19 protein-coding genes are annotated in these 23121 nt (G+C 62.1%); 12 read left to right on the forward strand and 7 right to left on the reverse strand.

Annotation, left to right across the window (positions count from 1 at the left end; genetic code table 11):
* Positions 1–66 precede the first annotated feature (66 nt).
* Together LGT41_RS03895 and LGT41_RS03900 are read left to right on the forward strand one after the other, a co-directional pair.
* Complete coding sequence (locus LGT41_RS03895; RefSeq protein ID WP_274128724.1) at positions 67–1449, forward strand: leucyl aminopeptidase family protein; 1383 nt, start codon at positions 67–69, stop codon at positions 1447–1449.
* Entirely contained in the window at positions 1446–2210 is a 765-nt protein-coding gene (locus tag LGT41_RS03900) for a C40 family peptidase (RefSeq protein ID WP_274128725.1), read from the forward strand. Before LGT41_RS03895 ends, LGT41_RS03900 begins: the two co-directional genes overlap by 4 nt.
* Here LGT41_RS03900 and LGT41_RS03905 read toward each other — a convergent pair.
* From LGT41_RS03905 to LGT41_RS03925, 5 genes are all read right to left on the reverse strand, one after another.
* Positions 2203–3039 carry a fumarylacetoacetate hydrolase family protein gene (locus LGT41_RS03905; RefSeq protein ID WP_274128726.1) on the reverse strand — a complete coding sequence of 279 codons (837 nt, stop codon included), beginning with the start codon at positions 3037–3039 and terminating at the stop codon, positions 2203–2205. The two genes, LGT41_RS03900 and LGT41_RS03905, sit on opposite strands and share 8 nt — an antisense overlap.
* A gap of 72 nt (positions 3040–3111) precedes the next feature.
* Positions 3112–5034 carry a 1-deoxy-D-xylulose-5-phosphate synthase gene (dxs, locus tag LGT41_RS03910; RefSeq protein ID WP_274129658.1) on the reverse strand — a complete coding sequence of 641 codons (1923 nt, stop codon included), beginning with the start codon at positions 5032–5034 and terminating at the stop codon, positions 3112–3114.
* 32 nt (positions 5035–5066) lie between these two features.
* Positions 5067–5954, reverse strand: a complete 888-nt coding sequence (locus LGT41_RS03915; protein WP_274128727.1) for a polyprenyl synthetase family protein — start codon at positions 5952–5954, stop codon at positions 5067–5069.
* 1 nt (position 5955) lies between these two features.
* The gene (locus LGT41_RS03920; RefSeq protein WP_274128728.1) at positions 5956–6198 is read right to left on the reverse strand and encodes an exodeoxyribonuclease VII small subunit; all 243 of its coding nucleotides are present in this window, start codon (positions 6196–6198) and stop codon (positions 5956–5958) included.
* Complete coding sequence (locus LGT41_RS03925) at positions 6195–7130, reverse strand: histone deacetylase family protein (RefSeq protein ID WP_274128729.1); 936 nt, start codon at positions 7128–7130, stop codon at positions 6195–6197. Before LGT41_RS03925 ends, LGT41_RS03920 begins: the two co-directional genes overlap by 4 nt.
* A gap of 88 nt (positions 7131–7218) precedes the next feature.
* Here LGT41_RS03925 and mutM point away from each other — a divergent pair, with 88 nt between their 5' ends.
* The 9 genes from mutM to gyrB all read left to right on the forward strand — a co-directional run bounded on the left by mutM (position 7219) and on the right by gyrB (position 16879).
* On the forward strand, positions 7219–8076 hold the full coding sequence (gene mutM / locus LGT41_RS03930; RefSeq protein ID WP_274128730.1) for a bifunctional DNA-formamidopyrimidine glycosylase/DNA-(apurinic or apyrimidinic site) lyase: 858 nt from the start codon (positions 7219–7221) through the stop codon (positions 8074–8076).
* Between the two features lie 60 nt (positions 8077–8136).
* Complete coding sequence (locus tag LGT41_RS03935) at positions 8137–8913, forward strand: enoyl-CoA hydratase (protein ID WP_274128731.1); 777 nt, start codon at positions 8137–8139, stop codon at positions 8911–8913.
* Between the two features lie 97 nt (positions 8914–9010).
* Positions 9011–9277 carry a 30S ribosomal protein S20 gene (gene rpsT, locus LGT41_RS03940; protein WP_274128732.1) on the forward strand — a complete coding sequence of 89 codons (267 nt, stop codon included), beginning with the start codon at positions 9011–9013 and terminating at the stop codon, positions 9275–9277.
* Between the two features lie 290 nt (positions 9278–9567).
* Positions 9568–10005 carry a rhodanese-like domain-containing protein gene (locus LGT41_RS03945; RefSeq protein ID WP_274128733.1) on the forward strand — a complete coding sequence of 146 codons (438 nt, stop codon included), beginning with the start codon at positions 9568–9570 and terminating at the stop codon, positions 10003–10005.
* 62 nt (positions 10006–10067) lie between these two features.
* On the forward strand, positions 10068–11414 hold the full coding sequence (dnaA, locus tag LGT41_RS03950; RefSeq protein ID WP_274128734.1) for a chromosomal replication initiator protein DnaA: 1347 nt from the start codon (positions 10068–10070) through the stop codon (positions 11412–11414).
* A gap of 142 nt (positions 11415–11556) precedes the next feature.
* Positions 11557–12663, forward strand: coding sequence for a DNA polymerase III subunit beta (gene dnaN / locus LGT41_RS03955; protein WP_274128735.1), 1107 nt, complete (start codon positions 11557–11559; stop codon positions 12661–12663).
* Between the two features lie 5 nt (positions 12664–12668).
* On the forward strand, positions 12669–13766 hold the full coding sequence (gene recF, locus LGT41_RS03960) for a DNA replication/repair protein RecF (protein ID WP_274128736.1): 1098 nt from the start codon (positions 12669–12671) through the stop codon (positions 13764–13766).
* Positions 13763–14383 carry a LysE family translocator gene (locus LGT41_RS03965; protein ID WP_274128737.1) on the forward strand — a complete coding sequence of 207 codons (621 nt, stop codon included), beginning with the start codon at positions 13763–13765 and terminating at the stop codon, positions 14381–14383. The genes recF and LGT41_RS03965 overlap by 4 nt, the downstream gene beginning before the upstream one ends.
* 78 nt (positions 14384–14461) lie before the next feature.
* Positions 14462–16879 carry a DNA topoisomerase (ATP-hydrolyzing) subunit B gene (gyrB, locus tag LGT41_RS03970; RefSeq protein ID WP_274128738.1) on the forward strand — a complete coding sequence of 806 codons (2418 nt, stop codon included), beginning with the start codon at positions 14462–14464 and terminating at the stop codon, positions 16877–16879.
* Positions 16880–17068: 189 nt separating this feature from the next.
* Here the strand turns inward: gyrB and LGT41_RS03975 are convergent, their stop codons facing one another.
* Both LGT41_RS03975 and mbfA read right to left on the reverse strand, forming a co-directional pair.
* Positions 17069–19327, reverse strand: coding sequence for an NADP-dependent malic enzyme (locus tag LGT41_RS03975; protein WP_274128739.1), 2259 nt, complete (start codon positions 19325–19327; stop codon positions 17069–17071).
* A 67-nt stretch (positions 19328–19394) separates the two neighbouring features.
* Entirely contained in the window at positions 19395–20369 is a 975-nt protein-coding gene (gene mbfA, locus LGT41_RS03980) for an iron exporter MbfA (protein ID WP_274128740.1), read from the reverse strand.
* 78 nt (positions 20370–20447) lie between these two features.
* On the opposite strand from mbfA, the gene mutS reads away from it, so the two are divergent.
* Complete coding sequence (gene mutS / locus LGT41_RS03985) at positions 20448–23108, forward strand: DNA mismatch repair protein MutS (protein ID WP_274128742.1); 2661 nt, start codon at positions 20448–20450, stop codon at positions 23106–23108.
* The last annotated feature ends 13 nt before the right edge of the window (positions 23109–23121 follow it).

Genomic DNA, 23121 nt, shown 5'->3' on the forward strand with positions numbered 1-23121 from the left:
CCCATCACGGCGCTTCACCTTGAGCAGGTGAAGGTCTAGACTTCGCGCGAACATAAAGGAGCCACCATGTCCGCCAGCTTTTCAACCGCCGAAAATGCCACGCCAATTCATGCCATTACCCCGCAAATGCTGCCCCAAACGCTGGCCGCGCTGGATGAGGCTGCGCGCAAATGGGTTGAAGGTGCGGGCTTTGCCGCCAAGCTGGGCGAGCTTGCGCTTATTCCGAACACCGATGGCAGCCTGCGCGCCGTGCTGGCGGGCTGGGGTGATGCGACAACGCGGGCGCGCGGGCGCTTCCACATGGCAACGGTTGCCGCAAAACTGCCCGCGGGCGATTATCGTTTCGCCGATGGGCTGGACGCAAGTGAACGCGCCGAATCGGCTCTGGCCTGGCTGCTGGCTGCTTACCGGTTCGAGCGGTATCGCAAACAGGGCAGCCAGGGCGCGCGGCTGCTGGCCCCCAACGGCGTTGATGCAGCGCGGATCGAGGTTGAGGCGCGCGCCACCTATCTGGCCCGCGACCTGATCAACACCCCCGCCAATGATATGACCCCCGCCGCGCTGGAAGCCGCAATAACCGCGCTCGCCCAGCGCCACAAGGCCAGGGTTTCGGCCATTGTCGGCGATGATCTGCTGAAGGAAAACCTGCCGATGATCCACGCGGTTGGCCGCGCCGCCGCCACTGCACCGCGCCTGGTTGACCTGATCTGGGGCGACGAGACCCACCCCAAAGTGACCCTTGTCGGCAAAGGCGTGTGCTTTGATACGGGCGGGCTGAACCTGAAACCCGGTGCCAGCATGGGGCTGATGAAAAAGGATATGGGCGGGGCGGCCACCGCCATTGGCCTTGCGCAGATGATCATGGAGCTGAACCTGCCGCTGCGCCTGCGCCTGCTGGTGCCTGCGGTTGAAAACGCGGTCTCCGGCACTTCCTTTCGCCCGCAAGATATTCTGACCTCGCGCAAGGGGCTGACGGTCGAGATCAACAACACCGATGCCGAGGGCCGGCTTGTGCTGGCCGATGCGCTGGCACTGGCCGATGAGGAATGCCCCGATATTCTGTTGTCGCTTGCCACGCTGACCGGCGCGGCGCGCGTCGCCCTTGGCCCCGATACGCCGCCGTTTTACACCGATAACGACAGCTTTGCGGCGCAGATCGCCGCCGGTGCGGCCACCAGGGCCGACCCGCTGTGGCGTATGCCCTTCCATACCCCCTATGAGGCGATGATCGAGCCCGGCATCGCCGATCTGGACAATGCGCCGGGCGGGGGCATGGCGGGGTCGATCACCGCTGCACTTTTCCTGCGCCGCTTTGTGGAACAGGCGAAGGTGTTTACGCATTTCGACCTCTATGGCTGGGTGCCCGCCGCCTTGCCCGCCCGCCCCAAAGGTGGCGAAATGCAAGGCGCGCGCGCCATGCTTGCCGCGATCGAGGCGCATTTGAAATGAGCGATGCGCGGCTGACCCCGATGCGCGGCCTGCCCGGCGAGAAGCAGCGCATCCTGCAGGCCATTGCCGACCAAACCGCCACAGCGAATGGGGCGCGCGAAAACCAGCTTCTATGGGGCGAAGCCTTTACGCCCTTTGACCATGACGGCGGTTTCACCTACGGGCAGGCCGCGTGCGGCTATATGGGCTGGGTGGCGGCAGATGCGCTTGGCCCGTGGCTTGCGCCAGGTCACCGCGTCTGCGTGCAGGGCAGTTTCCTCTATGAACGGGCCGACCTGAAATCGCCCACACGCGCGCGCCTGCCTTTTGGGGCGCGGCTGGCGGTAACAGGCACCGAGGGCGAGTTTTCAGAAACCGCCGATGGTTTCGTTTTCAGCCGCCATCTGGCCAGCGGCCCGGCCAAGGACCATGTCGCCGTTGCCGTGAAATTCATCGGCGCGCCGTATTTATGGGGCGGGCGGTCGGATTCCGGGCTTGATTGTTCGGGCCTTGTGCAACTGGCACTACAGGCCGCCGGCCACAGCGCCCCGCGCGATTCCGACATGCAACAGGCTTTGGGTGCGCCGGTAACCGGGCCGCTGAAACGCGGCGATCTGGTCTTCTGGCGCGGCCATGTCGGCATCATGATCGATGGTGAAAGCCTGCTCCATGCCAATGCTTACAGTATGCAGGTGGCGGTGGAGCCGCTGGAAGAGGCCGCAACGCGCATTGCCCACAAGGGCGGCGGGCCGATCACCCATCGCCGCCGCCTGGTTATTTAACCGAATATTCCTGCCGCCCGAGGCCGGAAATTTCCAGCCGCAGAATATCGCCTTTGGCCAGAAAGCGCGGCGGTTTTGCCCCCAGCCCCACGCCTTCCGGTGTGCCGGTGGCGATAATATCGCCCGGACGCAGCGCAAGAAACCCCGACATATAGGAAATGAGATGCGCGACATCGAACACCATATCGGATGTGCGCGCCGCCTGGCGCATTTCGCCATTCAGGCTAAGGTTCAGCGCCAGCGCCTGCGGGTCTGGCACCTCGTCGGCCGTGACAAGCCAGGGGCCGATCGGGCCAAAACCGGGGGCTGATTTGCCTTTGACCCATTGGCCGCCACGGTCTTTCTGCCAATCGCGCGCCGATACATCGTTCACAATGCAATAGCCCGCCACATGCGACAGCGCCTCGCGGCGCGACACATTGAAGGTGGGCGCGCCGATGACCACGCCAAGCTCGATCTCCCAGTCAATCCTGTCGCTACCCTTGGGCAAAGGCACGGCATCAAACGGGCCGGCAATGCAGCTCGTGGCCTTGTTGAACACCAGTGGCTCGTTCGGCAGATCGGAACCGGTTTCGGCGGCATGGGCGGCATAGTTACGCCCGATGGCATAAAAATTCGGTGCATCGGCAAGGCAGGCGCCAATGCGCTGCTGGCCAGAGACAAGCGGCAGATTGGCCGGGTCCAGCCGGTGCAGGCGTTCCAGCGCGGAAATGGCCACCGTGCTGCCGCCAAAATCGGTCACATGGTCGGACAGGTCGCGAATCCGGCCTTCGGCATCGATCATGCCGGGGCGCTCTTGCCCCAAGGGTCCATAGCGTAAAAGCTTCATGCCGGCCTTTCCAGATAGGCGCCCGATTGCGCGCCTAGCAGATACCCCGCGCAACCAACTGGTGCAAGGCGTTTAGGCGCGCGCCGCCCCAAGGTTGCCAATGCCCAGCACATGCAACACCCTGGCCTCGATATCGGCGGCCGAGAGCCTGGCGGCCTTATACATCGCCGCCGGGCTGTCATGGTCAAGGAAGGTATCGGGCAGCACCATCGAACGGAATTTCAACCCGGTATCGAACACGCCGGATTCGGCCAGATGCTGGGCGACATGGCTGCCAAAGCCGCCAATCGCACCTTCTTCAATGGTGATCAGCGCCTCGTGTTCAGCGGCCAAGCGATCAATCAGATCGGTGTCGAGCGGTTTGGCAAAGCGCGCATCGGCAATGGTGGGCGTTATGCCGCGCGCGGCAAGCGCCTCAGCCGCACGCTGGCATTCTGAAAGCCGCGCCCCGAAGGACAGTATCGCCACGCGGCTACCCTTCTGCACCACGCGGCCCTTGCCGATTTCCAGGACCGAGCCGCGCGCCGGAAGCTCTACCCCCACACCCTCGCCACGCGGAAAACGAAAGGCGCTGGGCCGGTCGTTGATGCTGGCCGCCGTGGCAACCATATGCATCAACTCTGCCTCGTCTGCCGCCGCCATCACAACGAAATCGGGCAGGTTGGCAAGAAAGGCAATGTCAAAGCTGCCGGCATGGGTGGCCCCATCGGCGCCAACCAGCCCGGCACGGTCGATCGCAAAGCGCACCGGCAGGCGCTGGATGGCAACATCATGCACAACCTGATCATAACCGCGCTGCAGGAAGGTCGAATAGATCGCGCAAAACGGTTTCAGCCCGCCAGCCGCCAGACCGGCGCTGAAGGTTACGCCATGCTGTTCGGCAATGCCGACATCGAACATCCGGCGCGGGAATTTGGCGGCGAATTTATCCATGCCGGTGCCATCGGGCATGGCGGCGGTGATGCCCACGACGCGGCTATCGGCCTCGGCCTCGGCGATCAGCGCACGCGCAAAAACACTGGTATAGCTTGGCGCATTCGGGGCGGCCTTGGCCTGCTCGCCGGTCAGCACATCGAACTTCGCCCGCGCATGGCCCTTGTCGGCGGCCTGCTCGGCAGGGGCATAGCCCTTGCCCTTGGTTGTAAGAACATGCAGCAGAACGGGGCCATCGGCGCGGTCATGCAATGTGCGCAAAATGCTGGTCAGCGCGGCCATGTCATGCCCATCGACCGGGCCGACATAGGAAAAGCCAAGCTCTTCAAACAATGTGCCACCCACGGTCAGGGATTTGACCATTTCCTTGGCGCGGCGCGCGCCTTCGGCCAGCGGTGGCGGCAAAAGCTGCGCAAAGCCCTTGGCGGCGGATTTCAGCTCCTGAAACGGTTCCTGGCTGTAAATGCGCGACAGATAGGCCGAAAGCGCGCCCACCGGCGGGGCGATCGACATTTCGTTGTCGTTCAGAATGACAAACAGCCGCTTGTTCATATGCCCGGCATTGTTCAGCGCCTCGAACGCCATGCCGGCGCTCATCGCGCCATCGCCAATGACCGCCACGGCATCGCCAACCCCGGTCTCGGGTGCGCCGCCAAGCTCGCGCGCTGCGGCAAAACCAAGGGCGGCCGAAATAGAGGTGGAGGAATGCGCCGCGCCAAACGGGTCATACGGGCTTTCGCTGCGCTTGGTGAAGCCCGATAGCCCGCCGCCGCTGCGCAAGGTGCGGATGCGGTCACGCCGCCCGGTCAGAATTTTATGCGGATAGCACTGGTGGCCAACGTCAAAAATGATCTTGTCGCGCGGCGCATCGAAAATGGCGTGCAGCGCCACGGTCAGTTCCACCACGCCAAGCCCGGCGCCCAAATGCCCGCCGGTGACAGACACTGCCGAAATGGTTTCGGCGCGCAGCTCGTCGGCCAGTTGGCGCAGTTGCGCGGCGCTCATGCCCTTCAGGTCGGCCGGGCTGGAAACGGTATCGAGCAACGGGGTTGCCGGGCGCATGGAGTCGGGCTGGGTCACTTCGGGCCTTTCGGTTATGAGCGGCGCGTTACGATATAGCGCGCGGCTGCACGCAAATTATCGCCGCGCTTACCATAAGGCGCAAGCGCGTCACAAGCGCGCGCGCAAAGCTGTTGCGCGCGGCCCTGTGCAGCCTCCAGCCCCAGCAGCGAAACAAAGGTGGCTTTTCCGGCCGCCTCGTCCTTGCCAAGGCGCTTGCCGGCCAGCGTGGCGTCGCCCGCAACATCCAGCACATCATCATGGATCTGGAAGGCGAGGCCAATGGCGGCGGCATAATCGGCCAGTGCCGATGGATCATCGCCCGCCACCACGGCCCCCGCCGTGGCCGACCAGCCGATCAGCGCGCCGGTCTTGAGTGATTGCAGATGCGTGATGTCATCCAGACCCAGCGGCACGGTCGCGGACTCAGCCGCAATATCCAGCGCCTGACCCTGCACCATGCCGCGCCCGCCCGCCGCATGTGCCAGTGCTTTGATGGCATTCAGCAAACCAGTCGCATTGGGCGCGTTCAGGTTGGCAAGAATGTCAAAGGCTTCGGCCTGCAGCGCATCGCCCGCCAGAATTGCCGTCGCCTCGTCCCATTTGACATGCAGGGTCGGCAGGCCGCGGCGCAGATCGTCATCATCCATTGCCGGCAGATCGTCATGCACCAAGGAATAGGCGTGCAGGCATTCCACGGCCGCGGCCAGACCATCGCCAATGTCGGGGCTGAGCCCGTGCAGTTCTGCACCCTCGATCGCCAGAAACCCGCGCAGCCGCTTGCCCTTGGCCAGCGCGGCATAGCGCATGGCCTTGGCGATACGACCTTCGGCGGCGGATGGCAGCTCGGCATCCAGACGCGCCTCGCTGCGCGCCGCCGCCCCTGCCAGCACGGCGGCAAAATCGGGTGCGGACGCTGCCATATCAGGAAATATCGACCGGCTCGGCCCCGTCCGGCTTGCCATCGGCGCCAAGCGTGATGCGCGTCACCGCCTCTTCCGCCTCTTTCAGCCGCGCGGCGCAATGGGCTTTCAGCGCGCCGCCGCGTTCATAAAGCCTGATCGATTCATCCAGCGGCACCTCGCCGCTTTCAAGCTGCTTCACCACATCTTCCAAGGCGGCCATCGCCTCTTCAAAGCTCATCTGCTCTACGGGTTTGTCGCTCATTCGCCTGCCTCCATCAACGCGCGCATATGGGCGGTGGCCCCATCGGCCAGCCCGTCGAGACTATAGCCGCCCTCCAGCACCGACACCACGCGACCCTGTGCGAATTCCTGCGCCAGTTTGCAAATTTCAGCGGTGATCCAGTAAAAATCATCGCCCTCAAGGTTCAGATTTGCCAGCGGGTCAAGCCTGTGGGCATCGAACCCTGCCGATATGAACAGCATTTCGGGCCTGTGGTCGCGCAGAAACGGCAGGGCAAGGCGCTGCATGGCCGCGCGGAATGCCGGCCCATCGCTCAGCCCCGGCAAGGGGATATTCAGCACATTGCCATGCGCGCCGCGCTCATCGGCCCGGCCGGTGCCGGGGTAAAGCGGCATCTGATGGCTGGAGCAAAAGGCGATGCGCGCATCATCCCATACCAGATCTTGCGTGCCATTCCCGTGATGCACGTCAAAATCCAGTATTGCCACGCGTGAAAGCCCGTGATGCTCCAGCGCATGTTTGGCGGCAATCGCCACATTGCCCAGAAAGCAAAAGCCCATCGCCTCGGCTTTTTCGGCATGGTGGCCGGGGGGGCGCATCATGGCGAATGCGTTTCGCGCCGCGCCCGCCATGACCATATCGACCGCCTGCACGGCGGCCCCGGCGCTGCGCAACACCGCTTGCCAGCTTTCGGGCGAAAGATGGGTATCGGGGTCGATCGCGGCAAAGCCCCGGCTGGGGATGCGCGCCTTGAGGCTGGCAAGATATTCCGGCGGATGCGCGCGCAAAATCGCCTCATCTGCCACCGCCGGGGCTTCAACGCGCAGCAGGCTGGCATAGGCAGGGGTGGCAAATTCTGCGTTCAGGCGCACAACCCGCTCCACCCGCTCGGGGTGGCCATCCGGGGTGACGTGATCAAGCGCCGATTCATGTGTGATGAGTGCTGTTGTCATGCCTGCAACTTGGCCCAAGGCGCGGCATTTGCCAAGGGCGATTGCAATTTGCCGCACCGTTGCTAGAGATACCCCGACAGGAGGCCAAATGCCCGAACTGCCCGAAGTTGAAACCATCCGCCGCGGCCTGCTGCCGGTCATGGAGGGCGCGGTGATTGCACGGCTGACCCTGCGCCGCGCCGGGCTGCGCTGGCCATTCCCCGCCGCTATGGCCGAAACCGTCAGCGGCGCGCGCGTATTGCTGCTGCGCCGCCGCGCCAAATACATTCTGGCCGATCTCGACAACCGCCACACGCTGCTGTTTCATATGGGCATGTCGGGGCGGATTCTGATAGAGGGCGCCAGCCCCGATGCCCGCGCGCATGACCGTGCCGCGCCCACCCGGCACGACCATGCGCTGTTTGATATGCACAACGGCGCGCGCATCACCTTCAACGATGCCCGCCGCTTTGGAATGCTCGATCTTTTTGCCACCGGGGCCGAGGCGGCCCAGCCCTTGCTGGCCAAACTGGGGCCGGAGCCTTTGGGCAATGATCTGAACGCCGCTGCGCTGGCCGACCGGTTTGCCGGGCGCAAATCTCCGATCAAAACCGCGCTGCTGGATCAGCGCATTATTGCGGGGCTTGGCAATATCTATGTGTCCGAGGCGCTGTGGCGTGCGCAAATTCACCCCGAAACCCCCATCGGCGCGCTGGGCCTTGCACAAATCGAAACCCTCATCCGCCAAATCCGCGATGTGCTGGACGAGGCGATAGCGGCCGGTGGCTCCAGCCTGCGCGACTATCGCCAGACCGATGGTGAACTCGGCTATTTCCAGCATGGTTTTGCGGTGTATGACCGCGCCGAACACCCCTGCGCCAGGCCGGGCTGCGCCGGGCAGATTGCGCGCATCACCCAGGCCGGGCGTTCCAGCTATTTCTGCCCCCTCTGCCAGCCAAAGGGTTGATCCGCGCCGCGAAATAGCACAAGACTCAAACCCCATACGCGGCATCAAAGGAGCCTGGACATGGCCTATGAAACGATTCTTGTAGACATTGAAGACCATGTCGCCCTGATCCGGCTGAACCGGCCCGAGGCGCTGAACGCGCTGAACTCCACCCTGCTGGGCGAGCTTGGCAATGCACTGGCCGATGCCGATGAAAACCCGGATATCCGCTGTATCGTGCTGACCGGGTCCGACAAGGCCTTTGCCGCGGGGGCCGATATCAAGGAAATGGCGGATAAATCCTTTGTCGATATGTTCGGTGGTGACTTTTTCACCCCGGAAACCGAGGCGCTGATGCGCATCCGCAAGCCCATCATTGCGGCGGTTGCCGGCTATGCGCTGGGTGGCGGGCTGGAACTGGCGATGATCTGCGACATCATGATCGCCGCGGATAACGCCAAATTCGGCCAGCCCGAAATCAACCTCGGCGTTGTCGCCGGCATGGGCGGCACGCAGCGGCTTACGCGGTTTGTGGGCAAATCCAAATCGATGGAAATGAACCTGACAGGCCGGTTCATGGATGCAAAGGAAGCGGAAAGCTCTGGCCTTGTCAGCCGGGTCGTGCCGCTGAAAGACTTGCTGAGCGAGGCGCGGGCCACGGCCACCAAGATCAGCGAAAAATCCATGCTCACCGTGATGGCCGTCAAGGAAGCCGTGAACCGCAGCTACGAGGTCAGTCTGCGCGAAGGATTGTTGTTTGAACGCCGCATCTTCCACGCGCTTTTTGCGACAAACGACCAAAAAGAGGGCATGAATGCCTTTGCCGAAAAGCGCAGCCCGCAATTCCGCGACACCTAGTCCCAGATTCTGCTGCTTGGCGTGTTGACATGGCCCCCGAGTCGGATGTAGAGGGACGCTTCATCTTTCGACCATTCGACAGAACCGGAAATTAAACATGGCCAACTCGCCCCAATCCAAGAAACGCGCCCGGACGGCCGAGCGCCGCACCGCGATCAACAAATCGCGCCGCTCGCGCATCAAGACCTTCATCCGCCGCGTTGAAGAGGCGATCAGCTCTGGCGATCAGTCCAAGGCGCAGGAAGCGTTGAAAAACGCACAGCCCGAAATTATGCGCGGCGTCACAAAAGGCGTTGTCCACCTGAACACCGCCAGCCGCAAGATTTCGCGCCTTGCTGGCCGCATAAACGCGATGTCTGCGTAATATTACGCTTTAAGCTGTTGAAAACGCGTCCGAATTTCGGGCGCGTTATTTTTTTGTCATGAATCTTCCACAGTTGCCTACCTGTTCTATTGTCCGAATCTATGGGCTTGGGTATGGTGACTTACGCCTTGCGATTCCCTGGTGATCGACTGCTCTGGGCGCTGCCAAATTTGAAATACCAACACCGCATGGAGGGCGCAGGCCAAGCATGTGATGGGAAGATTTTGCCTTGTCAGCCCAAGCAGACCCACCTTGCGGAACCGCTTTGGGGCATTTGTTTGGGGATGTTTATGCAAAAAGACATTGGCGAGGTCGGGCCGCAACAGGCCTGGGAGATTCTCAGCAATGATCCGACCGCGCGGCTGGTAGATGTGCGCACACGCGCCGAATGGAGCTTTGTTGGCGTGCCGGATCTTGCGCCGCTTTCGGGGCAGACCCTGCTGGTTGAATGGAAAAGCTTTCCCCAGATGCAGCGCAACGAGAATTTTGTCAGCGAATTGCTGACCGGGCTTGATGATGCGCCGGCCAGCAAGCTGCTGTTCATCTGCCGCTCGGGCGCGCGGTCGCTGGAAGCGGCGCGCCTTGTGGCCAGCGCGCTTGGCGGCCAAGACAATCCACCCGAATGCATAAATGTCGCCGAAGGCTTTGAAGGCGATCTCGACCCTGCCGCGCATCGCGGCCAATCAAATGGCTGGAAAGCCGCTGGCTTGCCCTGGCGGCAATCCTGATCACAAAAAGGCTGCCGCGCGCATTGGCGTGACGAGCGGGCCAAACCGGAACGGACAGATGAATGAGTAACGAAATTTGGGGCAAGGTGCGCAATTCGCTGCAATCTCAGCTTGGCGCACAGGCCTATGGCAACTGGATCGAGCCGCTGACCTTTGAGCGGTTTGACGCCGGCATCGCCCATATCGCCGCCCCAACCCGCTTCATTGCCACCTGGGTGCAGCGGCATTATGGCGAAAAAATTCACGGGCTTTGGGCCGAACATGGCGTTGCGATCGACCGTGTCGTGCTGTCCAACACCACACAGCCCGCCGCCGCCAAACCGGCGGCCCCCGCCGTTCAGGCACCGTTCGAGACGGGCGAGGCCGAGCTGCCCTCGATGCCGCTGAACAACAATTTCACCTTTGATGCTTTCGTGGTCGGCAAACCCAACGAGCTGGCCCATGCCGCCGCGCGCCGCGTGGCCGAAGGCGGCGATGTGGCCTTCAACCCGCTGTTTTTCTATGGCGGTGTCGGGCTTGGCAAAACCCATCTGATGCACGCCATCGCCCATGACATTCGCGCCAAACGCCCCGGTGCGCGCGTGCTGTATGTATCGGCCGAACAGTTCATGTATCGCTTCGTGCAGGCGCTGCGCTTCAAGGATATGCACGGCTTCAAGCAGCTCTTTCGTTCGGTCGATGTGCTGATGGTTGACGATGTGCAATTCATCGCCGGCAAGGAATCCACCCAGGAAGAATTCTTCCATACATTCAATGCTTTGGTTGAGAACCACAAGCAGGTTGTGCTGTCGGCCGACAAAGCCCCCAGCGATATTGACGGGCTGGAGGAGCGGATTCGTTCGCGCCTGCAATGCGGGTTGGCGGTTGATCTGCACCCGACCGACTACGAGCTGCGCCTCGGCATTCTGCAATCCAAGCTCGAAGGCCAGATGCAGCATTACCCCAATATGGTTGTGCAGGATGGTGTGCTGGAGTTTCTTGCCCAGCGCATTTCGCAAAACGTGCGCGTGCTTGAAGGCGCGCTGAACCGGCTTTTTGCGCATGGTGGGCTTGTGGGGCGCGAAATTACCCTCGATCTGGCCACCGAATGCCTGTCGGACCTGCTGCGCGCCTCTGAACGCAAGGTGACGATTGATGAAATCATCCGCAAGGTGGCCACGCATTACAATCTGCGCATGACCGACCTGCTTTCGGCCCGGCGCGCGCGTTCCGTGGCCCGCCCGCGCCAGATTGCCATGTATCTCAGCAAAACGCTCACCTCCAAAAGCCTGCCGGAAATTGGCCGCCGTATTGGCGGGCGCGATCATACAACGGTCATCCATGCCGTGAAGAAGATCGAAGAGCTGCAGATGAGCGACTTTCAAATCGCCGAAGATGTGGAACTGCTGCGCCGGATGCTGGAAGCCTAGCGAATCCTGCAGAAATAATGCACCCGGCTGGGGCGCTAATTCTGCGGTGCCGGTGCGTATTTGCCTTTGAACTGCTTGCAAATTTCGTTAGGGTCATTCCCCAAAGCGCGCGGTATTTTGCGCCAAAAAGACGGTGGAGACAATGAAAGCAAGCATCGAGCGTTCTGCCCTTCTCAGGGCAATGGGCCGCGCCCAGTCGGTTGTCGAACGGCGCAATACCATTCCCATTCTGGGCAATGTGCTGATCGAGGCTGAGGGCGCGCAAATTGCCTTTCGCGCCACAGACCTTGATATCGAGGTGGTAGACCGCACCGCCGCCGTGGTGGAGCGCGCCGGTGCCACAACCGTGGGCGCGCATACCTTGCATGAAATCGTGCGCAAACTGCCCGATGGCGCGATGATCGAGCTGCATGACGATGGCGCATCGGGCCGGCTGGAAGTGCGCGCCGGGCGCAGCCATTTCAGCCTTGCCACCTTACCGCGCGAAGATTTTCCGATTATGGCAAGCTCGGAATATGCCTGCAATTTCGCCGCCAAGGCGCCCATGCTGCGCCGCCTGTTCGACAAGGCGAAATTCGCCATTTCAACCGAGGAAACCCGTTATTACCTCAACGGCGTTTACATGCATTCCGCCGAGGGCAAGCTGCGCTGCGTGGCCACCGATGGCCACCGCCTTGCGCGCATCGATGCCGACCTGCCCGAAGGGGCGGAAGATTTGCCCGGCGTGATCGTGCCGCGCAAAACCGTGGGCGAATTGCGCAAGCTGCTTGATGATGACGATGCGCAGATTGCGGTGTCGGTTTCGGAAACCAAAATCCGCTTTGCCACGCCGGAAATCACGCTGACATCGAAGGTGATCGACGGGTCTTTCCCCGATTACACCCGCGTCATTCCGACCGGCAACACCAAGCGCATGGAGGTGGACGCCGCCGAATTTGCCCAGGCGGTTGACCGTGTTTCAACCGTATCAAGCGAACGGTCACGCGCCGTGAAACTGGTGCTGGAGGATGACCGGCTGATCCTGTCGGTCAACGCGCCCGATGCCGGTGCCGCCGATGAGGAACTGGCCGTTGCCTACCAGGACGAACGGCTTGAGATTGGCTTCAACGCCAAATATCTGCTGGAAATCGCCAGTCAGGTCGACCGTGAGAATGCGGTCTTCATGTTCAATTCATCGGGCGACCCGACCTTGATGCGCGAAGGCAATGACGAATCCGCCGTCTATGTCGTGATGCCCATGCGCGTTTAGGCGCGATGCCGACCACCTATATCCGCCAGCTGCGGCTATCGCATTTTCGCAGCCACAAGGCCGCCCATCTGGAACTGGATGGGCGGCCGGTTGCGCTTTACGGGGCCAATGGTGGGGGCAAAACCAATGTGCTGGAGGCGCTGTCGCTGCTTTCGCCGGGGCGTGGCTTGCGCCGGGCCGATGGTGCCGAGCTTATGCGCCGCCCCGAAACGCTTGGCTGGCGGATTGATGCGCTGCTGCGCGCCGAGGGCCAGGACCATGCGCTGGCCAGCCGCGCCACGCCCGGACAGAACCGCACGGTTGAGATTGACGGCAAGCCAGCCCCGCAAACCGCGCTGGGCCAGCTTATGCGCCTGCTTTGGCTTGTGCCGGCAATGGACAGGCTCTGGACCGAGGGTGCCGCCGAGCGCCGCCGCTTCATCGACCGGCTGGCGCTGTCGTTCAACCCGGCCCATGCCGAGGCAACGCTGACTTATGAAAAAGCCATACGCGAGCGCAACCGCCTGCTGAAAGACCAGGTGCGCGATGCGGCATGGTATGAGGCGCTTGAACAGCAAATGGCGCAAAGCGGGGCCGCCATCAGCCAAACCCGCAACTGGGTGGTTGGTCGTCTTGCCCGCGCGCAGGACGGTGCCGCAACCGCCTTTCCGGTGGCCGCGCTTGCCATTGCGCCCGGTGATGATACGCCCGATGAGGATTTGGCGAAGCTGCTGGCCCGTGGTCGCAGCCGCGATATGGCGGCGGGGCGCACGCTTTCGGGCCCGCACCGCGCCGATTTACAGGCCATCTATGCCGAAAAATCCATCGCCGCGCATCTGTGTTCCACCGGCGAGCAAAAGGCGCTGCTCATCTCGCTGATGCTGGCCGCTGCCCGTGCCCTGCTTGAAGATACCGGCGCGACCCCGCTTTTGCTGCTTGACGAGGTGGCCGCCCATCTGGATGCCACGCGGCGCGCCGCCCTTTACGATGAAATCTGCACCCTTGGCACGCAGGCCTGGATGACCGGCACCGGCGCGGAACTCTTTACCGACCTAGGCGCGCGCGCCATGCAGTTTGAAGTGGTCGAGCGCGATGGTGCCTCCGTGATCAACCCGCAATCATGACTCTCGACCTTTCTGAACTTGCGCTTTATGCGGGCGCTTTGGCGGTGCTGTTCCTTACCCCCGGCCCGGTTTGGGCAGCTTTGGTGGCGCGGGCGGTTTCGGGGGGCTATGCTTCTGCCTGGCCGCTGGCGCTGGGGGTGGCGGTGGGCGATGCGCTGTGGCCCCTGGCGGCAATTTTCGGGGTCAGCGCGCTGATCGCTCTCTATGCCGATTTTCTGATCTGGCTGCGCTATGCGGGCGCGCTCATGCTGGCGCTGATCGGGCTGCAAATCATCCGCCATGCGCGGATGATCCCGGGCAAGGACCGCGCCCTTACCCGCCCCGGATGGCGCGCGGGGTTTCTGGCCGGTCTCATGGTCATCCTCGGCAACCCAAAGGCGATATTGTTCTATATGGGCCTGCTGCCGGGGTTTTTCGACATGGGCAATCTCACCCTGCTCGACATCGTGGCCATCTGCGTTCTGTCCTTCGCCGTGCCGCTTTCGGGCAATCTGGTGCTGGCCGGATTGGTGGGCCGCGCGCAGCGGTTTCTGTCCAGTCCAAATGCGGTGTTCCGCACCAATCTGGTTTCGGGCGGTTTGCTGGTTCTGGTCGCGCTCGGCATTGCGCTGACATAGGCAAAACAGCACCGTCAGCGCGTGACAATCCCGCGCGGGGGCAGTAGTATTGCCACCACAATATACAGGATATGATACATGTCGGAAATCGAGCAGCCGCACGAAGAATATGGTGCGGATTCTATCAAGGTTCTCAAAGGGTTGGAGGCGGTCCGCAAACGCCCCGGCATGTATATTGGCGACACTGATGACGGTTCGGGCCTCCACCATATGGTGTATGAGGTTGTGGATAACGGCATCGACGAGGCTTTGGCCGGTCATGCCGACACGGTTTCGGTGACAATCCATGCCGACAGTTCGGTTTCCGTGGCCGATAATGGCCGCGGCATTCCGGTGGATATGCACAAGGGCGAAGGTGTTTCCGCCGCCGAAGTGATCATGACCCAGCTTCATGCGGGCGGCAAATTCGACCAGAATTCCTATAAGGTTTCCGGCGGTCTGCACGGGGTTGGCGTTTCGGTCGTGAATGCCCTTTCGGATTTTCTGGAGCTGACGATCTGGCGCAATGGCAAGGAACATTACGCACGGTTCGAGGGTGGCTTCACCACGGAATCCTTGCGCGTTGTGGGCGATGCCAATGGCCAAAAGGGCACGCGCGTGCGCTTCATGGCGGCAACCAGCACGTTTTCAAACCTCGAATACAGCTTCAAAACGCTCGAACACCGCCTGCGCGAACTGGCCTTTCTGAATTCCGGTGTGCGCATCACCCTGCGCGATGAACGCCCCGCCGAGCCGCTGGAAACGACCCTTGTCTATGAGGGCGGCGTGCGCGAATTCGTGCGCTATCTCGACCGTTCCAAAACCCCGCTCATCCCCGAGCCGATCTTCATGACCGGCGAAAAAGACGGCATCGGCGTTGAGGTGGCCATGTGGTGGAATGACAGCTACCACGAAAATGTGCTGCCCTTTACCAACAACATTCCGCAGCGCGATGGCGGTACGCATATGGCGGGGTTTCGCGGCGCGCTGACCCGCACCATCAACAATTACGCGGCCAGCTCCGGCATTCTGAAAAAGGAAAAGGTCACGTTTTCCGGCGATGATGCCCGCGAAGGGCTGACCTGCGTGCTGTCGGTCAAGGTGCCCGACCCCAAGTTTTCGAGCCAAACGAAGGACAAGCTCGTCAGTTCCGAAGTGCGCCCGGCGGTTGAAGGCCTGATGAACGAAAAGCTGGCCGAGTGGTTCGAGGAAAACCCCGCCCATGCCAAAACCATTGTCGGCAAGATTGTCGAGGCGGCGCTGGCGCGCGATGCCGCCCGTAAGGCACGCGAGCTGACCCGCCGCAAATCGGCGATGGATATTGCCAGCCTGCCCGGCAAGCTCGCCGATTGTCAGGAAAAAGACCCGTCGAAATCCGAAATCTTCTTTGTCGAGGGGGATTCGGCTGGCGGGTCCGCAAAACAGGGCCGTTCGCGCCACAATCAGGCGGTGCTGCCGCTGCGCGGTAAAATTCTGAATGTCGAGCGCGCACGGTTTGACAGGATGCTGTCAAGCCAGGAGATCGGCACGATCATCACAGCCCTTGGCACCGGCATCGGGCGCGACGAGTTCAATATCGAAAAACTGCGCTACCACAAGGTCATCATCATGACCGATGCCGATGTCGATGGCGCGCATATCCGCACCCTGCTGCTGACCTTCTTCTTTAGGCAGATGCCGGAACTGATTGAGGGCGGCTATCTCTACATTGCCCAGCCGCCGCTTTACAAAGTGGCGCGCGGTCGCTCGGAAGTTTACCTCAAGGACCATCTGGCTCTGGAAGATTACCTGATCGAACAGGGGCTGGAAGGCGCAATGCTGCAACTCGGCAATGGCAGCCAGCTTTCCGGCGCCGACCTTGCCCGCGTGCTGAACGAGGCCCGCCAGGTGCGCGCCATCCTCAACAACTTCCCCACGCATCACCCGCGCTTTGTGCTGGAACAGGCGGCAATTGCCGGTGCGTTGCGGCAAGGCGCGCTCGATGCCGATGCACAGGGCAATGCCGACCGCGTGGCCACCCGGCTCGACCTGATCGCCACCGAATACGAAAAAGGCTGGACAGGCCGCCCCACCCAGGATGGCGGCTTGCGCTTCAGCCGCGTGCTGCGCGGTGTGGAAGAGGTGCGCACGCTTGAAGCCAGCGCCTTGCGCAGCGCCGAAGCGCGCAAGCTTGCCGCCCTTACCGACAGTTTGCGCGAAATCTACGAGCAACCCGCCAAACTGATGCGCAAAGACCGTGACATCGAGATTTTTGCACCAAGCGCCTTGCTGATGGCGGTGCTGGCCGAGGGCGAAAAGGGTCTGAACCTGCAACGCTACAAAGGTCTTGGCGAAATGAACCCCGGCCAGCTCTGGGAAACCACGCTCGACCCCGAGGCGCGCACGCTGTTGCAAGTGCGTATCGGCCATGTCGATGATGCCGACGAGATTTTCACCAAGCTGATGGGCGACGTGGTCGAACCCCGCCGCGCCTTCATTCAGGAAAACGCGCTCAGCGTGGAAAACCTCGACGCCTGATCCCGCGCTCTGCCGCGCCGCGCCGGCGCGCCCCAAGGGGCGCTTGCGCAGCTTGGCGGTGGCGGCGCGGCGAAGTTGCACCTGGCCCAAGCCAGGCACACGCGCCGCCCTGTCCCGTTGCGCTTTTCATCTTTTGCTCAAAAATATCCTGCGGGGGTCTGGGGGTGCAAAACCCCCAGCTCTGCCCGATCAACCCACCTTGCAGGCAGCCATAATGGCCATGTTCACGATGTCATTCACGGTGGATGAGGTTGAACACAGCTTCACCTGACGGTCGATTCCCGTCAGGATGGGGCCGATCACCGTGACATGGCCCATTTCCTGCAACAGCTTCACCGAGATCGAGGCCGAATGCCGCGCCGGCATGACCAGAATATTGGCCGGGCCGGTCAGGCGACAGAAGGGGAAGCTTTTCATCACTTCGATGTTCAGCGCGACATCGACGGTCATCTCGCCATCAAACTCGAAATCGACCCCGCGCGCCGCCAGAACCTCTGAGGCGCGCGCCATTTTGACCGCGCGCTCCGAAACCGGATAGCCGAAATTGGAAAAGCTGCAAAAGGCCACGCGCGGTTCCAGCCCCAGCGAGCGGGCCACATCGGCGGCGCGCATGGCAATATCGGCAAGGTCATTCTCGGTCGGCCATTCCTGCACCAATGTATCGGCCAGCAGCACCATGCGCCCGCGCGCCAAGAGCGCGGTCACACCCACCGCACCATCGCCGGGTTCGGCGTCAAACACATGGTTTATCAGGTTCAGCACATGCGCCGATTTGCGCGTCGCCCCGGTGACCATGCCATCGGCCATGTCATGGGCCAGCAGAAGTGCTGCAAAAACATGGCGGTCGCGGCTGGCGAGTTTGTGGCAGTCGCGCTGGTCAAACCCTTTGCGGTGAAGGCGCTGATACAGAAAATCGGTATAGGTTTCCAGATTGTCGATCATCGCGGCATTGACGATTTCAATCTCGTCAATCGCCTCGGGCATCCCCAGCGTTGTCAGAAAACCGGCAATTTGTTCAGGGCGGCCCACCACAAGCGGCTGGCCAAGCCCGCTGCGCTTGAAGGTCACGGCGGCGCGCACCACACGTTCATCATCGCCCTCGGCAAAGATGATCCGCGCCTGTTCGCGCCGCGCCCGCACCGAAAGCGATTGCAGGATGCTGGCCGTCGGGTCCATCCGCGCGCGCAAGCTATGCTCGTAGGCATCCATATCGACAATCGGGCGGCGCGCCACGCCGGTTTCCATACCGGCCCGCGCCACAGCGGGCGGAATCACGTGAATCAGCCGCGGGTCAAACGGCGTGGGGATGATGTATTCCGGCCCGAAGCTGAGCTTGGTGCCATAGGCCATCGCCACCTCGTCGGGCACATCCTCGCGCGCCAGCGCCGCCAAAGCCTCGGCACAGGCGATTTTCATGGCATCGTTGATGGCGGTGGCGTGAATATCGAGCGCACCGCGAAACAGATAGGGAAAACCCAGCACATTGTTGACCTGATTGGGGTAATCCGAACGCCCCGTCGCCACAATCGCATCGGCGCGCACGGCATGGGCCTCTTCGGGGGTAATTTCCGGGTCGGGATTGGCCATTGCAAAAATCACCGGATTATCGGCCATGCTGGCCACCATTTCAGCACTGACAGCCCCCTTGGCACTGACGCCCAGAAACACATCGGCCCCAACCATCGCCTCGGCCAATGTGCGGGTGTCGGTCCTGGCGGCATGGGCCGATTTCCACTGGTTCATGCCCTCGGTCCGGCCCTGATAGATTACGCCCTTCGTGTCGCACATGATGCAATTGTCATGGGTCGCGCCCATCGCCTTGAGCAGTTCAAGGCAGGCAATGCCCGCCGCCCCGGCCCCGTTCAGCACAATGCGGCAATCGGCAATCTTCTTGCCGGAAATATGCAGCGCGTTGATCAGCCCGGCGGCGCAAATCACCGCCGTGCCGTGCTGGTCATCATGGAAAACCGGAATATCCATCAGCTCCTTGAGCTGCTGCTCGATGATGAAGCATTCCGGCGCCTTTATGTCTTCAAGGTTGATGCCACCAAAAGTCGGCCCCATCAGCCGCACGGCATTGATGATCTCATCGGCATCTTCGGTGTCCAGCTCGATGTCGATGGCGTTTACATCGGCAAAGCGTTTGAACAGAACCGCCTTGCCTTCCATCACCGGTTTGGAGGCCAGCGCCCCCAGATTGCCCATGCCCAGAATGGCCGAACCGTTGGAAATCACCGCCACAAGGTTGCCCTTGGTCGTATAGTCATAGGCCGTGGCGGGGTTGTCGGCGATGGCCTGCACCGGCACGGCCACGCCGGGCGAATAGGCCAGCGACAGGTCGCGCTGCGTGACCATCGGGGTCGATGCGGAAATTTCGATTTTGCCCGGCACCGGCTCCAAATGATAGGCCAGCGCCTCTTCCGGGGTCACTTTGGTGCGCGGCGACATGGGCGTATCCTTTTGTCAACTCAGACAGAATTGGTAGCCCGCCCGGCGCTACGACGCAAGAAAAGCGTTAGCCGCCGCCGATCAGCACACCGGCGGCCAGCACCAGCGCACCGCCCAGCACAACCTGAAAAATCGCGCGCAGCATGGGCGTTTCCATATAGCGTTTCTGGATCCAGGCAATCGCCCAAAGCTCCAGAAACACCACAATGAAGGCCACGACAGTTGCGGTCCAGAAATCGGCAATCAGATAGGGCAGCGCATGGCCAAGCCCGCCGATCAACGTCATCACACCCGAGGCAAGGCCGCGTTTCCAGGGCGCACCACGGCCCGAAATCACCCCGTCATCATGGGCGGCTTCGGTAAAGCCCATTGAAATACCGGCCCCGACACTGGCCGCCAGCCCCACCAGGAACGTGGTCCATGTATCTTGCGTGGCAAAGGCGGTGGCGAAAATAGGCGCGAGTGTCGACACCGAGCCATCCATCAGCCCGGCCAGCCCCGGCTGCACCCATGTCAGCACAAACTGGCGCTGCGCATCCCTGGTTTCATCATCGCCCGCCGGTCCATCCAGCGCGGCCTTCATGTGTTCGGCGGTCTTGGCATGGCCCGCTTCGGCGGCGGCCAGCGCGCTCAGCAACTTGCGGGTATCAGGGTCGGTGCTGCGCTGGGCGGCGGCCAGATAGAAGCGATGCGCATCCATCTCCATTTTATGCGCTTCGGCGCGGATCTGCTCCAATCCCAGCGTTTTTGAAAGCCAGACCGGGCGGCGCGAATAATAGCCCGCCACATGTTCACGCCGGATCAGCGGAATCACCTCGCCAAACCGCGCCTGAAAGCGCTCGATCAGCCGCGCATGATGCTCGTTTTCCTCAGCCACCATTCCGTCGAACATTTCGGCGGTGGTCGGATAATCGGCCCGCAGCCGCGCCGCATAGCCCGCATAAATGCGCGCATCATCCTCTTCAGACGAAATTGCCAGCGCGAGAATCTCCGCCTCGTTCAACTCCGAAAAATGCCGACGGTTCTCGCCTAAACCAAACATGATCTGCCCGTTTGTTTTTACCTTAAATCAAAGGTAAGCAACACAGGATACAAGTGCAACAGGCAGCTAAGGGCGCATATGGCCAAGGAAGATTCCGGCACCACCCCGATGATGGCGCAATATCTTGCGCTCAAGGCGCAATACCCCGATGCCTTGCTGTTTTACCGCATGGGTGACTTTTACGAGCTGTTTTTCGATGATGCCGTTGCCGCCGCCGCCGCGCTTGATATTGCGCTGACCACACGCGGCAAGCACCAGGGCGCCGACATCAAAATGTGCGGCGTGCCGCACCATGCCGCCGAAGGGTATTTGCTCACCCTCATCCGCAAGGGCTTTCGCGTGGCCGTGGGCGAGCAGATGGAAAGCCCGGCCGAAGCCAGGAAGCGCGGCTATAAGGCGGTCGTCAAACGCGATGTCGTGCGCCTTGTCACCCCCGGCACGCTGACCGAAGACAGCCTGCTTGATGCGCGCGCGCATAACTACCTTGCCGCCTATTGCCGCGTGCGCGACAGTGGCGCGCTGGCCTGGGTCGATGTTTCAACCGGCGATTTTCATATTTCCGAATGCACGCCCGTGATGCTGCCCCCGCTGCTGGCCCGCCTTGCCCCGCGCGAAGTGCTGTGCCAGCCGCCGGAAGAAGAAGCCTTGCGCGAACTTGCAGCAGAGCTTGACGGTGTCACCACCCCGCTTTCGGCCGCGAGTTTTGACAGCGCGAATGCCGAAACCCGCCTGAAAGCGCTGTTCGGCGTCTCAGCGCTCGATGCTTTTGGCAATTTCAGCCGCGCCGAGCTTGGCGCGCTTGGCGGCATTGTCGCCTATCTCGACCTTACACAGCGCGGCAAGCTCCCCGCCTTGCGCCCGCCCTTGCGCGAGTCTGCGGGCCGGGCCATGCAGATTGATGCCGCCACGCGGCGCAATCTTGAACTCACGCGCGCCCTGTCGGGTGGCCGCGCAGGCTCGCTTCTGGCCGCAATCGACCGCACGTTGACAGGGGCTGGCGCGCGGCTGCTGGAAACCCGCCTGCAAGCGCCATCAACCGACCTTGCCACCATTCATGCGCGCCAATCCGTGCTGGGGTATTTCGTTGAAAACCGCAATGTTTCCGAAGATGTGCGCGACTGTCTGCGCCGCCTGCCCGATATCGAGCGCGCGCTCACCCGGCTGATGCTCGACCGGGGCGGCCCGCGCGACCTTGGCGCACTGCGCGATGCCATTGCACAGGCGCAGGTTGTGCGTGACTTCTTTTGCACCACAATGCAGCCCGATACATTGCGCGCCGCGCTTGACGCGCTCACCGGGCATGACGACCTTGCAGCACTTCTTGGCCAGGCGCTGCAACAAGACCTGCCCATGCTGGCGCGCGATGGCGGCTTCATTGCCAGCGGGTTTGATGCCGAATTGGACGAGGCCCGCCAGTTGCGCGATGAAGGGCGCGGGGTGATCGGCAGGTTGCAAGCGCAATATACCGCCGATACCGGCATCCAGAGTCTGAAGATCAAGCACAACAATGTGCTGGGTTACTTCATTGAAACCACCGCCACCCATGCCGAAAAAATGCTGAACCCGCCGCTTTCAGCCCAGTTCATCCACCGCCAGACCACGGCGAATGCGGTGCGCTTTACAACGGTCGAGCTTTCAACGCTGGAAACCCGCATTGCAAATGCAGGCGCGCAGGCGCTGGAGATTGAAAAGACCCTGTTCGGCGTTCTGCGCGGTGCCGTGCAGGAACGCGCTGCACAACTTCTGCAAACCGCCCGCGCGATTGCCGAGATCGACCTTGCCGCCGGTCTGGCCGATCTGGCGGTGGAGGGCGATTGGACCTGCCCGCAGGTCGATAGCAGCCGCGCCTTCGCCATTACCGCTGGCCGCCACCCGGTTGTCGAGGCCGCCTTGCGCGCCGAGGGCAAGCCGCCTTTCGTGGCCAATGACTGCGACCTTGGGGCCGATGGCGACGAAGCCCGCCCGATCTGGCTGCTTACAGGGCCGAATATGGCGGGTAAAAGCACCTATTTGCGCCAGAATGCGCTGATTGCGCTGCTCGCACAAATGGGGGCCTATGTGCCCGCCGAGGCTGCGCATATCGGTATGGTCGACCAGCTGTTCAGCCGCGTTGGGGCTGCCGATGATCTGGCGCGCGGGCGCTCGACCTTCATGGTTGAGATGGTCGAAACCGCCGCGATTCTGAACCAGGCGGGCGAACGGGCATTGGTTATTTTGGATGAGATTGGCCGCGGCACAGCGACATATGACGGGCTGTCTATCGCCTGGGCCTGTCTGGAGCATCTGCACGATGGCAATAAATGCCGTGGGCTGTTCGCCACGCATTATCACGAACTAACGGCCTTGGCCGGGCGGCTGAAAGGGTTGCGCAACGCCACGGTGAAGGTGCGCGAATGGCAGAATGATGTGATTTTCCTGCATGAGGTGGTCGAAGGCGCGGCGGATCGCTCCTATGGTGTGCAGGTCGCGCGGCTGGCCGGGCTGCCCGATGCGGTGGTCGAGCGTGCCCGCGCCGTGCTGGACCTGCTGGAGGAAGCCGAACGCTCCGGCGGCAAATCGGCCCGGCTGGTTGATGACCTGCCGCTCTTCTCATCGCCCGCCGCCAGCACCCCGCCGGCAAAACGCGATACCGCGTTGCAGGACAGGCTGAAAACCATCCTCCCCGACACGCTCAGCCCGCGCGAGGCGCTCGATCTGGTCTATGAGCTGCGCGACCTTGCCCAAGACGCCGATAACTGAACGGGGGGCCGAA

The organism is Abyssibius alkaniclasticus (genome assembly GCF_020447305.1).
Taxonomy (GTDB): domain Bacteria; phylum Pseudomonadota; class Alphaproteobacteria; order Rhodobacterales; family Rhodobacteraceae; genus Abyssibius; species Abyssibius alkaniclasticus.

Coding starts and splice junctions, on each gene's coding strand:
- LGT41_RS03915 (WP_274128727.1), bottom strand. CDS start 5,954: ATGGCAGCGTCCGCACCCGATTTTGCCGCCGTGCTGGCAGGGGCGGCG.
- recF (WP_274128736.1), top strand. CDS start 12,669: ATGCCGACCACCTATATCCGCCAGCTGCGGCTATCGCATTTTCGCAGC.
- gyrB (WP_274128738.1), top strand. CDS start 14,462: ATGTCGGAAATCGAGCAGCCGCACGAAGAATATGGTGCGGATTCTATC.
- rpsT (WP_274128732.1), top strand. CDS start 9,011: ATGGCCAACTCGCCCCAATCCAAGAAACGCGCCCGGACGGCCGAGCGC.
- mutM (WP_274128730.1), top strand. CDS start 7,219: ATGCCCGAACTGCCCGAAGTTGAAACCATCCGCCGCGGCCTGCTGCCG.
- LGT41_RS03920 (WP_274128728.1), bottom strand. CDS start 6,198: ATGAGCGACAAACCCGTAGAGCAGATGAGCTTTGAAGAGGCGATGGCC.
- dnaN (WP_274128735.1), top strand. CDS start 11,557: ATGAAAGCAAGCATCGAGCGTTCTGCCCTTCTCAGGGCAATGGGCCGC.
- LGT41_RS03945 (WP_274128733.1), top strand. CDS start 9,568: ATGCAAAAAGACATTGGCGAGGTCGGGCCGCAACAGGCCTGGGAGATT.
- LGT41_RS03905 (WP_274128726.1), bottom strand. CDS start 3,039: ATGAAGCTTTTACGCTATGGACCCTTGGGGCAAGAGCGCCCCGGCATG.
- mutS (WP_274128742.1), top strand. CDS start 20,448: ATGGCCAAGGAAGATTCCGGCACCACCCCGATGATGGCGCAATATCTT.
- LGT41_RS03900 (WP_274128725.1), top strand. CDS start 1,446: ATGAGCGATGCGCGGCTGACCCCGATGCGCGGCCTGCCCGGCGAGAAG.
- dxs (WP_274129658.1), bottom strand. CDS start 5,034: ATGCGCCCGGCAACCCCGTTGCTCGATACCGTTTCCAGCCCGGCCGAC.
- LGT41_RS03925 (WP_274128729.1), bottom strand. CDS start 7,130: ATGACAACAGCACTCATCACACATGAATCGGCGCTTGATCACGTCACC.
- LGT41_RS03895 (WP_274128724.1), top strand. CDS start 67: ATGTCCGCCAGCTTTTCAACCGCCGAAAATGCCACGCCAATTCATGCC.
- LGT41_RS03935 (WP_274128731.1), top strand. CDS start 8,137: ATGGCCTATGAAACGATTCTTGTAGACATTGAAGACCATGTCGCCCTG.
- mbfA (WP_274128740.1), bottom strand. CDS start 20,369: ATGTTTGGTTTAGGCGAGAACCGTCGGCATTTTTCGGAGTTGAACGAG.
- LGT41_RS03965 (WP_274128737.1), top strand. CDS start 13,763: ATGACTCTCGACCTTTCTGAACTTGCGCTTTATGCGGGCGCTTTGGCG.
- dnaA (WP_274128734.1), top strand. CDS start 10,068: ATGAGTAACGAAATTTGGGGCAAGGTGCGCAATTCGCTGCAATCTCAG.
- LGT41_RS03975 (WP_274128739.1), bottom strand. CDS start 19,327: ATGTCGCCGCGCACCAAAGTGACCCCGGAAGAGGCGCTGGCCTATCAT.